The 15,259-nt window shown below is 73.8% G+C and carries 11 protein-coding genes and 1 pseudogene; 6 read left to right on the forward strand and 6 right to left on the reverse strand.

Going from position 1 to position 15,259, the window contains the following annotated elements; genetic code table 11:
• Nucleotides 1-14: 14 nt before the first annotated feature.
• From IF00_RS0105760 to IF00_RS0105780, 5 genes are all read right to left on the reverse strand, one after another.
• A complete protein-coding gene (locus IF00_RS0105760; protein ID WP_051819868.1) occupies nucleotides 15-1,022 on the reverse strand; it encodes a hypothetical protein in 1,008 nt (335 codons plus the stop codon).
• On the reverse strand, nucleotides 1,019-2,122 hold the full coding sequence (locus IF00_RS0105765) for a hypothetical protein (RefSeq protein WP_030314917.1): 1,104 nt from the start codon (nucleotides 2,120-2,122) through the stop codon (nucleotides 1,019-1,021). Before IF00_RS0105765 ends, IF00_RS0105760 begins: the two co-directional genes overlap by 4 nt.
• A complete protein-coding gene (locus IF00_RS0105770) occupies nucleotides 2,119-3,177 on the reverse strand; it encodes a hypothetical protein (RefSeq protein ID WP_030314919.1) in 1,059 nt (352 codons plus the stop codon). The genes IF00_RS0105765 and IF00_RS0105770 overlap by 4 nt, the downstream gene beginning before the upstream one ends.
• The gene (locus tag IF00_RS0105775; RefSeq protein ID WP_030314920.1) at nucleotides 3,174-3,914 is read right to left on the reverse strand and encodes a cupin domain-containing protein; all 741 of its coding nucleotides are present in this window, start codon (nucleotides 3,912-3,914) and stop codon (nucleotides 3,174-3,176) included. Before IF00_RS0105775 ends, IF00_RS0105770 begins: the two co-directional genes overlap by 4 nt.
• 228 nt (nucleotides 3,915-4,142) lie before the next feature.
• Nucleotides 4,143-4,817 carry a lysophospholipid acyltransferase family protein gene (locus tag IF00_RS0105780; protein ID WP_030314922.1) on the reverse strand — a complete coding sequence of 225 codons (675 nt, stop codon included), beginning with the start codon at nucleotides 4,815-4,817 and terminating at the stop codon, nucleotides 4,143-4,145.
• A gap of 204 nt (nucleotides 4,818-5,021) precedes the next feature.
• Here IF00_RS0105780 and IF00_RS0105785 point away from each other — a divergent pair, with 204 nt between their 5' ends.
• Nucleotides 5,022-5,429 (forward strand): hypothetical protein, encoded by a 408-nt coding sequence (locus IF00_RS0105785; protein ID WP_158710431.1) that lies wholly within the window; start codon nucleotides 5,022-5,024, stop codon nucleotides 5,427-5,429.
• 147 nt (nucleotides 5,430-5,576) lie between these two features.
• Nucleotides 5,577-7,913 carry a protein translocase subunit SecD gene (secD, locus tag IF00_RS0105790; protein WP_030314927.1) on the forward strand — a complete coding sequence of 779 codons (2,337 nt, stop codon included), beginning with the start codon at nucleotides 5,577-5,579 and terminating at the stop codon, nucleotides 7,911-7,913.
• A 132-nt stretch (nucleotides 7,914-8,045) separates the two neighbouring features.
• Here the strand turns inward: secD and mgt are convergent.
• Nucleotides 8,046-9,294, reverse strand: a pseudogene (gene mgt, locus IF00_RS0105795) (macrolide-inactivating glycosyltransferase); the annotation flags it as partial.
• Nucleotides 9,295-9,560: 266 nt separating this feature from the next.
• Here mgt and IF00_RS0105800 point away from each other — a divergent pair.
• The 4 genes from IF00_RS0105800 (at nucleotide 9,561) to IF00_RS0105815 (ending at nucleotide 15,259) form a co-directional block, all read left to right on the forward strand.
• A complete protein-coding gene (locus IF00_RS0105800) occupies nucleotides 9,561-10,271 on the forward strand; it encodes an NPP1 family protein (protein ID WP_245234445.1) in 711 nt (236 codons plus the stop codon).
• Nucleotides 10,272-10,493: 222 nt separating this feature from the next.
• A complete protein-coding gene (locus tag IF00_RS0105805; protein WP_030314932.1) occupies nucleotides 10,494-12,593 on the forward strand; it encodes a pectinesterase family protein in 2,100 nt (699 codons plus the stop codon).
• A gap of 210 nt (nucleotides 12,594-12,803) precedes the next feature.
• Nucleotides 12,804-13,910, forward strand: a complete 1,107-nt coding sequence (locus tag IF00_RS0105810) for a hypothetical protein (protein ID WP_030314934.1) — start codon at nucleotides 12,804-12,806, stop codon at nucleotides 13,908-13,910.
• 176 nt (nucleotides 13,911-14,086) lie between these two features.
• The gene (locus IF00_RS0105815; RefSeq protein ID WP_030314936.1) at nucleotides 14,087-15,259 is read left to right on the forward strand and encodes an alpha-hydroxy-acid oxidizing protein; all 1,173 of its coding nucleotides are present in this window, start codon (nucleotides 14,087-14,089) and stop codon (nucleotides 15,257-15,259) included.

The following is a 15,259-nucleotide window of genomic DNA, read 5'->3' on the forward strand; positions in this document are numbered from 1 at the left end:
AGCGCCGGGACGGGTCACGCGGCGGGCCAGGTCATGAAGCCGCTTCCGCGCAGTCCGCGCAGGCCGCTCCACAGGGAGTCGCGGGGCGGTCGTGGCCCCCGCGTCAGGCGCAGTACCGTGCGCACCAGCCGGTCCGGGGGCACGGCCGCCACCTCGGCGAACCGTCCCTCCGCCAGCCAGTCGGCCTCCCGCGGCCGCAGCGCGGCGGGCAGGGCGGCGAGGCCGGCGGGACCGGGCGCGGGGCCCCGGCCGGTGGGCAGGCGCAGGGCGGCCGCGTGCCGGGGCACCAGACCGAGCGACACGACGCGCACTCCCGGCACCGGCCCCAGTCCGTCCCGCACCAGGGCGGGGAACGCGATCCCGGCCGGGCTCGCGTCGTGCAGCACGTACACGGTGGCGCCTTCGGTCCGCTGCAGGGCGGCGAGCAGCCTCGGGTCGAGGGGCAGGGCGTCCGAGGCGGCGAACACCGGGCAGGCCGCCTCCAGATGGACGTGGTTGGCGAGGAGCATCCCGGCGATCGAGCGGTCCTGGCACATCAGCAGCCGGGGCAGCCCGTAGTCGTAGAGGTCGGGCTCGTACGCCCCCGACGACCCGGACGGCTCGCGCGACAGGGGCGGCTCCACCCGCGCGGCCGGATCGGGCAGCGGCGGAAGCAGTCCCGGTACGGTCTCCCGGCCGCGCGCCTCCAGGGCGCGGGTGAACACGGGCAGTCGCAGGACCGGGGCAGGGGTGCCGGGGACCCGGCCCCTCAGGAGCGTCGAGCCGGGACTCAGGACGCGGCAGGTCTCGTAGTACAGCTGGCGCTCGGTGAAGCGCAGCCCGCCGGGGGCTCCGGCGCGGGCCGCGGCCGCGGTGATCGCCCGGTCGGCCACCCTGACCGTCGTGCGGGCGGCGAACCCGAGGGTGGGGCGGCCATCGGCGCGCGCTGTCTGACCGGCACGGGCGGCCCCGCCGACCCCGGCGGGCTGTCCGGTCCCGGCGGTCGGGCCGGTGCGCGGGGGCGGGAGGTGTCGCTGGCTCATCCGGCCGTGGTGCCTTTCGTACGGGACGGGCCGCCGGCCCGCGCCGGCGCCTCGGCCGGCCAGGTCAGGAAGCCGTCGGCGGAGCGGGGTTCGGCGGGGCGGGCGGACAGAGCCTGTTCCACGGCCGCCGTGACGACCGATTCCAGGAGGCGTGGCGGGACGGCGGCCAGCGGGCTCCAGCGGCCTCCGGCCAGCCACGCGGCGTCCTCCTCGGGCAGGCCCGCGACGGAACGGAGGTCCGCCGCGTCCACCGTGGACGTGGTCGAGACCCGGTGCACGGCACCCCGGCGGGTCCGGACCGCGGAGACCGGGAGGCCGGCGTCCACCACGACCCTGCCGGGGTGGGCGAGGCGCAGCAGCGGTGCGAGCAGCGCCCCCAGGGCGCTCGCGTCGTGGAGCACCACCACCGGGAGCCCGGCGGGCACGCCCGCCAGCGCCTCGTGTGCGGCGGCCGGTTCGGCCTCGACGAGCCGTGCCTTCAGTCTCCCGGGGAGGGCGTTGACCCGGAGGAACACGGCGACCGCGTGATCGGTGCAGAGGATGACGGCCTCGCGGCGGCCGGCGACGGACTCACGGGGTGCGGGGGTGCCCGGGTCGTCGTTCACCACACCCGCCGGCAGCCCCTTGTACGCGGTTCGCCAGGGGCCGGTCATCGCCTGCCGGAACGCGGATTCCGATGGGGTGATGCTCCACCAGGCCCTGCTGGCGGGCCTGTACCGCAGGGCCGCCGCCACCACCACGACGACGACCGCGGCGGCGACGCCGATCGCGCCCACCATGCCCTGGACGAGATCGCCGACCACGAGGAGGAGAAGGACGAGGGGCACGGCGACCAGCCACCGGACGCCGGGCCGGATCCCGCGTGCGGGCTTCCCGTCCCAGAGGGAGGTGGACACCCGGGAGAGGTACCAGAGCTGGGTGAGGGTCACCTTCAGGCGTCCGCCGTCGGTGGCGCGCTCGGCGATCCGCCGGATCCGCAGATCGTGCATGCCCCGGCCGTGGAGCTTCGGGTCGAGCGCGAACCGGCGCTCGCAGCGCGAGCACGTCTGTCCGGTCCGCTCCCTGGCCGCCAGCTGGGCGGCGCAGTGCGGGCAGATCACCGGCCACCCACCGGGTCCGGTCCTGCGGCCTCGGGCCAGGTGAGGAATCCCAGGTCCGCGGCGCGCCGCCGGTCGGGGTCGACCCCGCGCGACACCTGGCCGGCGACCCGGTCGACGACCGCGAGCAGTCGGGCCGGAGGCAGTCCGACCAGCGGGAACCGCCAGCCCTGCCCGAGCCACTTCAGCTCCTCGGGGGTGTACGTGCCGAGCGCGGTGAGGATCCGCATGTCCGCCGGGCTCGGCTTCCGCCGCGGGTCCCGGTAGGGAACGGCCTGGGGCAGGGTCCGTACGGTGCGCAGCGGCGGTCCCACGTCGATGACCGTCCGGTCCGGCAGGGCGTCCCGGAGGCCTCGTACGAACAGTTCGCCGTCCGCGTCGGAGTCGTGGAGCACGAGCACGGGACCCTTCGACGGGACCACCGCGGCCTCCGCGACGCTCCGCGCCACCGCGAGGCCGTGGCGGGCGGGCAGCCCGTCGGCGACGAGGAAGGCGACGACGGCGCGGTCGGGGCAGACCAGCACCCCGGTCGTGCCGGCCGCACCCGCCGGGTCCGCCACGCCGCCTCCGGATCCCGCGGTGTCGAGCACACCGGGCGGGAGCACCCCGTACACCGACCGCCAGGGGGAGAGCACCAGCGCGGGGAAGGCCTCCCGGACGACCGGCGGGACGCCCTTGCCCGCGCCCATGGCCCGGGCCACGGTGATGCCCAGGCCGATGAGCAGCAGGGCGGCGGAGACGATCAGCAGGACCGGGGCCTCGGCGAAGAAGGCGATGACGGTGACGAAGCCGGCCGGCACGAACGCCCCGCCCAAGCAGCCCTGCCCGAACTCACTGTCCCGGAGGCGCTTGCGGGAGAGGGCGTACCAGAGCTGATCGGGGACGATCCCGATCCGGCCCCCGTCGGTGAGGGCGGCGGTGATCCGGCGTACCCGGAGATCGCTGAGACGGAGCGGGTTGGTCTTGGGGTCCAGGGCGTAGGCGCGGTTGCAGTGGGTGCAGCGGTTGCCGGTGCGTTCCTTGCGGAGCAGGTTGCGTTCGCAGTGCGGACAGATCACCTGGGCACCTCCAGTGCGGCGGCCACCCGGCGCAGTCGGGCGGCGAGCCGCTCGCGGACCGTGGTGGCGGCGATGCCGTGGACCCGCTGGGCGCGCTCGATGTCGCGGAGCTCGGCGGCCAGGGTCCGGTAGTCCGTGCGGGGCTCGGCGGCCAGGGCGGTCCGGCCGCCGGCGGGGGAGCCGCCCGGGGACGCGGCCCGCCGCTCGGCCTCGGCCGCGGTGATCGCGTAGTCCTCGTGGTCGATCCCGTAGCCGGTGTTCGCTGCCAGGATCGTCAGCGGGGTGTCGCCGCGGTTGGCGAAGGAGTGCGGCATCATCTCCGGGATCCGGATCAGCATGCCCGGGGCGAGCGGGACGTCGGTGACGCGCCCGCGGGCCTCGTCGTACAGTCCGCAGGCGGCATGACCGAGGCTGAGCACGAAGTGCTCGCCGCCGTGCGCGTGCGGGGTGAAGGCGCTGCGCGGGCCCACGACCCCGAGTTTGACGGTGGCGTTCGACGGCCGCTCGGGCGAGGTCGCCGCGTCCCCGACCAGATAGTGGGCGAACTGCCCGTCGTCGATGAACCGGAGGAACTCCCGCTCAGGTCCGAGCTCGCGGCTGCCCTCCCGGTCGGCGAGCAGAATGCCGCCGTCGGGCCTCAGGTGGTACAGCTCCACTCCACCGGGCAGATCCCGCGGAACCGGGCCCGGTATGTCGTCCGGTATCCGGTCCTGCGCATGTACGGGTCGTACCGGCATCGCGCCTCCCCCTGACGCCCGTTGTGCGTGCTCACGCACAACAACGGCATGGTAGATCGATGTTCGGCAACAGGGGGAGTCCTAGGGACCGCTCTCGGGGAACGCGGAGGTGAACGCCGCTCCCTCCGTCGCCCTCCGTCACCCTCCCCGTCGCCTCCGTCGTCCCTCCCGCCGGACTCCGCGTCCCTCTGCCGGGCCCCGCGTCCCCGCCGGGCCCCGCGTCCCCGCTCAGTGCCGCGTCCCCGCCTTCGCCGCCGGTTCGCCGAGCGCCCCGGCCGCCGTCCGCCACGCCGCCGTGACGGCGCCGTGGGCCAGCTCCGTCGCGGCGGTCACATCGGCGGGCAGCCGCAGCGGCGCCCCGATGTGGACATGCAGACACGGCCTCCGGACCGGCGCCGTGAGCACCCCGGCGATCTGCTTCACGCGCCCGCCCGACGTGATCCGACGGGCACCCGCCTGACCGATCGGCACGACCGGACGCCCCGTGGCCTCGGCGAGCCGCGCGAGCCCCGTACGGAAAGCCTCCGGCGGATTCTCCGCGGAGTCCGGACGCGTCGGGATGCGTCCCTCCGCGTACAGCATCACGTGCCGCCCCGAGGCGAGTGCCACCGCCGCGTGGTCGAGGGCGGCGGCAGCGTGGGCCGAGCCGCGGTGGACGGGCACGTGACCCTCGCGGGTCAGGGCCCGGCCGAGCAGGGGAATCCGCCACAGCCCCGCGGTGGCGAGCAGCACCGGCTCGACGGCGAGCCGCTTGCGGAGCGCGGCGAGGACGAGTGCCGGGTCGGCCGTCGAGGTGTGGTTCACGACCAGGATGCTGCCGGGTTCGAGGCGAGCCCCGGGATCGGCGGTGACGGTCAGTCGCCCGAAGAACGGGACGACGCGGGCGGCGAGACGGCTGAGCACGAAGGGCCCCCTGGATCCGAGGACGAAGCGCTGACCCGCTCATCGTGCGAGACCGGGCGTTCCCACACATGAGCACGCGTACTCAGCTCCCGTACCCGAACGTGCATGAGTGCGGGGCGCGGTGGCGGGTGGTCTCGCGGCGCGGTCTACTCTGATGACCTGACCGTCGGGACCGGGGACATGATCAGCGGGAGAGGGGGGACGGTGGGACGTTCGACGCGACAGCTCGTGGCCCTCCTGCCCGCCATGCTCTGCGCGGTCTGGTCGCTCCTCGTCCTGCCCGCGTCGACGGCCCAGGCGGCGGACCACACGGCGGCGGCCGGCCCGGCCGCGACCAGGACCGTGGCGCCGGCGCTGTCCCAGGGCGCGGGTCCTCGCGCCTCGGCTCCCGAGCCGCACTTCGCGCCCACCGCCGTCGTACGACTCCCCGCCGCCGTCGAGAACCCCGTACGGATCACCGTCATGCCCGCGGGCACGGCCACCGTGTCCGCCGACCTCTCCCTCCCGGCGCGCGGCGTCCTCGTCGGCGACCCCCGCCGGGAGCGCGCACCGCCCGGCACGGCCCACGACCCGCGGGCCCCTCGCGGCCCTCCCTCCACCCGGCACAGCTGACGTTTCCCCGCGTCGCCGTCCGGGCCATCGGCATGCCCCGGCCCGGTCCACGACGCGTGTCCATCCGTACGTCCGGCACGGCCGGCGCGCGCTCCCAACCCTTCGCGTGGGCGCGCGCTGCCGCCGTGCGCCGTCCGTGGAGTACCCGTGTCCTCTCGTTCCGCGCTCTGGCGTGCGCTGCTCGCGCTCGCCGTCGTCGCACTGTCCCTCTGGATCACCCTGACCACCCCGCCCCGCCTCGGCCTCGACCTCCGCGGCGGGACCCGCATCGTCCTCCAGACCGAGGACGGACCCACCGTCCGTGCCGACGCCGCGGCCACCGACCGCGCCCTGGAGGTGCTCCGCAAGCGGGTCGACGGGCTCGGCGTCGCCGAACCCTCGCTCGCCCGTTCCGGCGAGCGCCGCATCGTCGTCGAGCTCCCCGGACTCCGCGACCCGCGCCAGGCCGCCGAGGTCATCGGCCGTACGGCCCAGCTCACCTTCCACGCCGTCACCGGCGAGGCGCAGCGCCCGGCCGGACCGGCCGCGACGAACGGGACGGCACGCGTCCTCGCCGACCCCGACGCGCCCGGCCGCTTCCTCGACCTCGCCGCACCCGTCCTCACCGGCGACGGCGTCAAGAGCGCCGAGGCCGTGCTCGACACCACGAGCGGCCGCGGCTGGACGGTCGACCTCTCCTTCCGCGGCCGCGCCGCCGACACGTGGGCCCGGCTGACCGGCGCCGCCGCCTGCGCGGCGCCCGGCGACCCGGCCCGCAGGGTCGCGATCGTCCTCGACGACCGCATCGTCTCCGCACCCGCCATGCAGACCGGCGTCCCGTGCGGCTCGGGCATCGGCGGCGGCTCCGCGCAGATCACCGGGGGATTCTCCGGGCAGGACGCCCGCGACCTCGCGGCCCTCGTCCAGGGCGGCGCCCTGCCGGTCCCCGTCACGACGATCGAACAGAGCACCGTGGGCCCGACGCTCGGCGCCGAGGCGATCAGGGCCAGCGCCTGGGCCGCGGTGATCGGTCTCGCCTGCACCGGGATCTTCGTGATGGTGGTCTACCGGCTCCTCGGCGTCCTCGCGACCGCCGCGCTCCTGCTGTACGGGCTGATCTCGTACGCCGCGGTGGTCGCCCTCGGCGCCACGCTCACCCTCCCCGGTCTCGCCGGGTTCGTCCTGGCCATCGGTATCGCCGTCGACGCGAATGTCCTCGTCTTCGAACGCGCGAGGGAGGAGTACGCGGCACTGGGCCGGGCCGCGACCGGGCGCGATCTGCGGCGGCCGCTGACGACGGCGTTCGGCAAGGTGTGGAGCGCGGTCGCGGACTCCCATGTCACCACCCTGCTCGCGGCCGGCCTGCTCTTCGTCTTCGCCACCGGCCCCGTCAAGGGCTTCGGCGTGACCCTCGCGATCGGCGTCGTCACCTCTCTCCTCACCGCGATGGTGATCACCCGCATCTTCGCCGACCTCGCTCTGCGCCTGCCCGCCGTGCGCCGCCGGCCTGCGGTCACCGGCATGGCGGGACTCGGCCGGCTGCGCACCCGGCTGACCCGCAGGGTGCCGCGCCTGATGGCACACCGGCGCCGCTGGCTGCTCTCCTGCGCCGGACTCCTGATGGTGGCCCTCGCCGGTATCGGCGCCCGTGGCATGGAGTTCGGTGTCGAGTTCACCGGGGGCCGGGTCGTTCAGTACACGGCCGAGCGGCCCGTCGACGCGGACGAGGCGCGCGCGGCGGTCGCGAAGGCGGGCTTCCCCGACGCCGTCGTCCAGACGACCGGCGACAGCGACGTGTCGCTACGCGTCCGGGAGAGCGGGGACGGTGAACAGCGGGAGATCCGGGAGGCACTCACCAGGGTCGCGGGCCCGGTGGAGGTGGAGCGCGACGACCTGATCGGCCCCAGCCTGGGAGGCGAGCTGCGCACCCACGCCCTGCTCGCGCTCGGACTGGCGGTCGCGGCCCAACTCCTCTATCTGACCGTACGGTTCCGCTGGACGTACGCGACGGCGGCGGTGGCCGCCATGACCCAGGACGTGCTGCTCGTGATCGGCCTGTTCGCCTGGCTCGGCAAGCCGGTCGACAGCGTCTTCCTGGCCGCGCTCCTGACCGTCGTCGGCTACTCGGTCAACGACTCGGTGGTCGTCCTCGACCGGCTGCGGGAACTGCGGCGGCGAGGCGGGGGCGTTCCGCTCGCGGACCTCGCCGACCGGGCTGTCGCACAGACCCTGCCCCGTACGGTCAACACCGGTATGGGTGCGCTCTTCGTCCTGGTGGCGCTCGCCGCCCTCGGCGGCGACTCGCTCACGGACTTCTCCGTCGCGCTGCTCGCCGGAGTCGTGCTCGGCATGGCGTCCACGGTGTTCACGGCGATGCCGTTGGCCGTGGCCCTGGAGACCAGGAACCCGGCGGCCGCCGCTGCGGGCGGTCCTTCCGGCTCCGCCAAGCGGCAGCGGGCGGGCGGAGCCGGCGCGGACCGGAACCGCTCGGGCGCGGTGGTCTGACCCGGGCGGACCGACCGGCGCGTCCGGAGCTCCTCCGGCGGAGGCCGGCGCCCCTCACTCGCACCGTACGGCCACTCCGTACGGGGAGCCCTCGCGCGGCTCCCCGTACGAGGGCTGACGGGTCGCCCCAGGTCACGCCCCCGCGAGCTCGGCCTCGATCAGATCGGCGGCCCGGCGCGTGCCGCCCTCGCGGGCCATCGACTCCTGGATCTCCCGGGCGCGGCGCGGCACTTCGGGATCGCCGAGGAGCGCGAGCATGTCCTTCCGCAGCCGCTCCGGGGTGACCTCGTCCATCGGCAGGTGCCGCGCCACGCCCAGCGCCTGGAGCATGTCGGCGTTCCCGAACTGGTCGACGGCCTGGGGAACGGCCACCATGGGCGTGGCCGTGGCCAGACCCTCCTGGCTGCCTCCCGCGCCCGCGTGGGTCACGAAGGCGTCGGCCTGCCGCAGGATCGCCAACTGGGGTACCCAGGAGTGCACTTCGACGTTGGCCGGCACATCGCCGAGCTCGGCGGGGTCCACGAACTTCCCGATCTGGAGGACGACATGCCAGCCGGGAAGCCCGGCGAACGCCTCCACGCAGTCCCGGTAGAAACCGGGCAGCTTGGTGAACGCGGAGCCGAGCGAGACCAGGACCACCTTCTCGGCGTCCGCCGGCCGCTCCCAGCCGCCCTGCTCGGCGCGCTCGCCCTGGCAGGCGCCGACGAAGGTGTAGACGGACTCGTCGACCCGGTCGGCCTGCGGCTGCAGCGCCTTCGGGATGAGTACGAGCGCGCGGCGCGGGCGGGCGACGAACCTGTCGGGGTCGGTGTCGAGCCCGTGCCCGGCGAGCCAGTCCTCGAACCGCGCGTAGTACGCCTTGCCACGCGGTGAGGCCTTGAGCTCGGCGAACATCGGCTCGGCGACCTCCTCCTCGTACCCCTCCCACGGCACGAGGTTCGGCCACAGCGAGACCGCCGGTACTCCCCACCCGTGGGCGAGGACGGGGGCGGGGTAGGCGGTGATGTCGTGGAGGACGAGGTCCGGCCGGTCCCCGTCGAAGGCTTCGGCAAGCTGCGGCAGTGCCTGCACGGCATCGCGCAGGAAGGGTTCGAGGTTGTCGATCAGTTCCGTCCCCCAGGCGTCCGGTTCGTCGTCGGTCGGCAGGGTCGAGGTGTAGACGACGGGTGTGGCTCCCGTCTCCGCGACCTTCTCGGCGAAGGACGCGGGGACGGCGTAGCTGACGCGGTGGCCACGCGCGACGAGCTCGCGGATCACCTCCAGGCTCGGGTTCACGTGGCCGTGCGCGGCGATGGAGAACATGGCGATGTGTGCGGGAGGCGTGGTGGTGGTCATGACGAACACTGTAGAAGAGACGATACGTCTCGTCTAGTCGTCTTCTCGGGGCGCCTGATCAGTGCCGGTGGGGCCGCATCGAGGGCGGTCCGTCGGGATCCGGCGGGGGTGCTCCAGCAGTCGTTCCCGGCTCGCCGGCGCCGACGAACAGTCGCGGACGCGACGCGCCTCGTTCGTGGCCGAGCCTCACCCGAGATGAGCTGTCCATGCCAAGATGTCGCTTGTCGCATCATGCCGCCCGACCCAGGGGACACAGTGAAGACACAGGTGTACGCCACCAGGGGCGCGCTCGCCCTCGCCGCCGCCCTCACGATGATCATCGCCCTGCCCAGCAGCGCGTTCGCCGCACCGCCCCCCGCTCTCCCGGCCAACGCCGACGGCCTGGAACAGACCTTCCAGCCGGCCTACGACTACGACACGGACGGCTGTTACTCCACCGCCGCGATCGGACCCGACGGCACCGTCAACGGCGGGCTCAACCCGTCCGGCGCCCTCAACGGCCAGTGCCGTGACTCCTGGGACCTCACCCAGACCAACGGCTACTCCCGCGCGAAGTGCAACAACGGCTGGTGCGCGATCCTCTACGGCCTGTACTTCGAGAAGGACCAGGCCGTCATCGGCAGCGGCCTCGGGGGACACCGCCACGACTGGGAACACGTCGTGGTCTGGGTGCAGAACAACCAGGCGCAGTACGTCTCCACGTCCGCCCACGGCAACTTCGACACCTACGGCCGGGACGCGATCCGCTGGGACGGCACCCACCCGAAGGTCGTCTACCACAAGGACGGCATCGGCACGCACTGCTTCCGCCCCGCCAACTCCAACGACGAGCCGCCGGAGAACCACCAGCACACCTGGCAGTTCCCCAGCCTGGTCGGCTGGAACGGCTACCCGGCCGGTCTGCGCGACAAGCTCAGCCAGGCCGACTTCGGCAGCGCGGTGTTCGGCCTGAAGGACGGCAACTTCGCCCCCCACCTGGCCAAGGCCAAGCCGGCCGGCATCCCCTTCGACCCGTACGCCTGATCCGGCAGGTGCCCCGAGCCCCCGGCGGGCCGGCAGACAGGTCCACGTCCTCGGCCCGCCGGAGCTCGCCGAAACCCGCCGGGCGGGCCGGACATCGTGCTGGCCGGTCAAGTGCGCCGCGCTCGTCCGCAACGGCCGCCACGGCAACCTTTCCCCTTCCTGTGACGACTACAGGGCGCCCGCCCTTCCCGGCGGGCACCCCCACACGGAAGGACGTACGACATGACCGAGGTGCGAGGCAGGGCGAGGCACCGCAGACGCGGCAAGGCGCTGGTGATCGGTGCCCCGGCGGTGCTCACCGCCGCGGGGGTGCTTGCCTACGGCACGGCCTTCGGCGTCTTCGGAACGGACGCGCGGGCCGGGGCGGAGGCCGGGGCCGCGGCGCCGACGCCCGAGGCGCCCGTCTGGGCCCGCGCGGTCGCCGACGGTTTCGCGTCGGTCGACGCGCTGGGACAGAAGGGCACGTACGGCGGACGGGACGGCAGGACGGTCACGGTCCGGACCCTCGCCGACCTCGAGAGGTACGCGACGGCCCCGGAGCCGTACGTCATCGTCGTGGCCGGGACGATCACGGTGAACCCCACGGGCAAGGAGATCAAGGTCTCCTCCGACAAGACCATCGTCGGCTCGGGGACGTCGGGGCACATCGTCGGAGGCGGCTTCTTCCTCGGGCAGGGCGTGCACAACGTCATCATCCGGAACCTGACGATCCGGGACGCGTACCAGGGGATCTGGAACGACAAGGAACACGACTTCGACGCCGTCCAGATGGACGGCGCGCACCACGTGTGGATCGACCACAACGACCTGCGGCACATGGCGGACGGGCTCATCGACAGCCGCAAGGACACGACGTACGTCACCGTCTCCTGGAACAGGCTCGGCACCAACAACAAGACCTTCGGCATCGGCTGGACAGAGCACGTCACGGCCGAACTGACCATCCACCACAACTGGTTCCGCGAGACCGAACAGCGCAACCCGTCCACCGACAACGTCGCCCGCGCGCACCTCTACAACAACCTCCTCCAGGACGACCCGGGCACGGACATCACGTCGTCGTACGGGAACTACGCGCGGGGCAGGACGAGGATGGTCCTGGAGAACAGCGTCTTCCAGGGCGTGAACAACCCGGTCGTCAAGGACGGCACGGCGGCGCTGGTGCAGCGCGGGAACGTCTTCTCGGGTACGAAGGGTCGCAACGAGAGCGGCGGTACGGCGTTCGACCCGAGGGCCTTCTACCCGTACACGCTCGATCCGGCGGCGGAGGTACCGGCGCTGCTCAGGTCGGGGGCGGGTCCGCGGACGACGATCGGCACGGCGAGCACGCCGACTCCGGCGCGGACGACTCCGGCCGCGGCGCCGACCGTCCTCACCGTCGCGAAAGACGGCAGCGGCCGCTTCACCAGCGTCCAGAAGGCCGTCGACGCGGTACCGGCGGGCAACAGCTCGCGCGTCGTGATCCGGGTGTCGCCGGGGGTCTACCGGGAGACGGTCACGATCCCGTCGAACAAGCCGCAGGTCACCATCGAAGGCACGGGCGGCAGTCGCAAGGACACCGTCCTCGTCGAGGGCCACGCCTCCGGCATGACCAGGCCGGACGGCTCGGGGACATACGGGACGGGCGGCAGCGCCACCGTCGCGGTCGAGGCCGACGACTTCCAGGCGCGGAACCTCACCATCTCCAACGACTTCGACGAGGCCGCGAACCGCAACCTGAACGGGCATCAGGCCGTCGCCCTCCGCACGGCCGCCGACCGGATCCTCCTCGACGGCGTCATCGTCAGCGGCGACCAGGACACCCTCCTGCTCGACACCGCCGCGAAGGCCAGGCTCGGCCGGGTGTACGTCACCGGCTCCTATGTGATCGGCAACGTCGACTTCGTCTTCGGACGGGCCACGGCGGTGATCGACAGGTCGGTCCTCACCCTGAAGAAGCGCTGGGACGGCACGTCGGCGGGGTACGTGACGGCCCCCAGCACCCCGGCCGGCCGCAAGGGGTTCCTGATCACCCGCTCCACCGTGAACGGTGACGTCGCCGCGGGCGGCTTCTTCCTCGGACGCCCCTGGCACGCGGGTGGAGACGCGACGCTGTCGCCCCAGACGACGGTCCGCGACAGTGTCCTGAGCGCCGCGGTGAAGCGCACGCCCTGGACGGACATGGGCGGCTTCTCCTGGAAGGCGGACCGCTTCGCCGAATACCGCAACACGGGCCCGGGCGCGGGCCCGGCCCACACGGACCGCCCCCATCTGAGCTCCGCCGAGGCGGCCGCCCAGGACACGCGCCACTGGCTGGGCGACTGGAATCCTCGGACCCCCTGAGCTCCCGCACATCCGGGTGCGCGCATGGGCGCCGAAGGCGCGCCCGTACCTGGGCCCGGCGCATGAGCAACTCCCGAGCGCCTCGCGCACCCGGCCGGGCGCCGTGGACGTCCTGACCTGCCGCCATCCCCCGAAGTCCCGCATGGGATCATGCGGTTGCCCCAGGGGGTGGGCCGCCCGATCGGGCGTGTGCGAGGCGAGGAGCGCGGTGTGAAATCGGGTGGGGACCGGGGCGATGCGTCGGTGCCGGACGACGTGTGGGAGCAGTTCCTGCGCGACTCCGTGGAAGGTGTCGCGGACGCGCCCAGAGAACCGTCCGCGCGGGCCAGGGACGTGGCCGAGCGACTGCGCAACGAGCCTTCGGGCAACGAGGGTTGGCGCACGTACACGCCCGCCGCCCCGGCCCGGCGCAAGAAGGGCCGGTACCTGTTCGGGCTGCTCGCCGCCGTGGCGCTGCTGGTCGCGGCGTTCGACCCGTGGAACATCATCGGCGCTTCCGGCGGGAGCGGAGCGTCCGGACCGCCGCTCGCCCAGGAGTCGGGGCGTCCGACCGACGCGCCGCCCGTGGAGCCGGCCCAACGCCCCACTCTGGCGGAGCCGTTCAAGGGATCGCCCGCCGTCCGCTGGGCGGACGGCACGGCCGGCATCACCGTGCCCCCCGCACGGGCGACGGGGTGGATGAGCGAGACGCAGGTGGAGAAGGCACTCCGGCAGACGCGCGACTTCCTCGCCGCGTCCAGCCTGGACCCGGCCGTGCTGCGCGGCGAACGTCCCGCCAAGGCGATAGCCCTGATCAACCCGCACCAGAAGGACGTCAAGGACTATCTGGCCGCCGCGTTCGGCACGCCGACCGAGGAGAACGACCCGCTCCTCCTGTTCAGCCGCTTCGACACCTCGTACGCGCGCCCGGCCGGTGACATCGTCAAGACCCGGGGCCGGATGACGTTCCGGGAGGGCGAACGCGGCGCCCTTCAGGTGACCACCGACGTCACCTACGTCTACCCGGTCGTACGGGCGGAGGCAGGCAGCGACGAGGTCGTACGCACGATCGCGCGGCGCGAGGTCGTGGTGAACTGGGACGACCCCTCGAAGGTCGTCACCGAGGCGGGCACCCTCTCCCTCGTCTCGTACAAGGTCGACATGACCAACGGCGGCTGCGACACCCTCACCGGCTACTTCACCCCGGAGTTCGGCAGGCAGGGGTCGGACAGCGGTTCGACCGGCGGCGGGACCGTCGACCCGTACGACCGCAGCACGCCGATGTTCGGTGGGACGGGGAGCCCGGACGGCGGGTGCAGGACCGCGTCGCGCTCCTGACCACCGGCCCCACCCGCGCCCGTCCTCTCCCGCGCGTCGTCCCCGCCCGCACCCGCGCCCCGTACATTCCCGGCCGCCGTTCCATGGTCACGGGCGCACGGGGCGGGCACGATGGTGGCCACCGCGGCGGGGCGACCCGAGCGCGCCGACAGGAACCGGAAGGGACACGTCACCCCATGCCCCAGCACTACGGCGACTACCAGCACGAGATCTACTTCGACGGGCTCTTCGGCGTCCTGCCCACGCAGCCGATGACCTTCGCCGAACTGGAGACGAGGGCGCGGGCCGCGCTCCCACCCTCGGTGTGGTCGTACGTGGCGGGCGGCGCGGGTGACGAGTCCACGCAGGAGGCCAACGTCGCGGCCTTCCGTACCCGGGGGCTCGTGCCGCGCATGATGGTCGGCGCGGCCCAGCGCGACCTGTCCGTCGACCTGTTCGGCCTGAAGCTGCCGTCCCCGCTGTTCATGGCGCCGGTCGGCGTGATCGGCCTCTGCGCCCAGGACGGGCACGGCGACCTGGCGACCGCCCGCGCCGCCGCCCGTACCGGCGTACCGATGATCGCCTCCACGCTCACCGTCGACCCGATGGAGGACGTCGCCGCCGAGTTCGGCGACACACCGGGTTTCTTCCAGCTCTACACGCCGACCGACCGGGACCTCGCGGCGAGCCTCGTACGCCGTGCCGAGGCCGCGGGATTCAAGGGCATCGTCGTCACGCTCGACACCTGGATCACCGGCTGGCGGCCCCGTGACCTCGCCACCGGCAACTTCCCCCAGCTGCGCGGACACGCGCTCGCGAACTACACCTCCGACCCCGTCTTCCGCGCACGTCTCGCCAAGAGCCCCGAGGAGGACCCGCGCGCCGCCGTCCTGGAGTGGGTGGGTGTCTTCGGGAAGCCGCTCGTCTGGGACGACCTGGCCTGGCTCCGCTCGCTCACCGACCTGCCGATCGTCCTCAAAGGCATCTGCCACCCCGAGGACGTCCGCCGCGCGAGGGACGGCGGCGTGGACGGCGTCTACTGCTCCAATCACGGCGGCCGCCAGGCCAACGGCGGCCTTCCCGCCCTCGACGCCCTGCCCGACGTGGTCGCCGCCGCCGACGGCCTCCCCGTGCTCTTCGACTCGGGGGTCCGCAGCGGCGCGGACGTCATCAAGGCACTCGCCCTCGGCGCCACGGCGGTGGGCGTCGGGCGCCCGTACGCGTACGGACTCGCCCTGGGCGGCACCGACGGCATCGTGCACGTCCTCCGTGCCCTCCTCGCCGAGGCCGACCTGATCATGGCCGTCGACGGCTACCCGACGCTCGCCGACCTCCGCACGGAGGGCGCGCTGCGCACGGTCCGGGCGTAG

Origin of the sequence: Streptomyces flavochromogenes (assembly GCF_000717595.1) — a bacterium.
GTDB lineage: Bacteria > Actinomycetota > Actinomycetes > Streptomycetales > Streptomycetaceae > Streptomyces > Streptomyces flavochromogenes.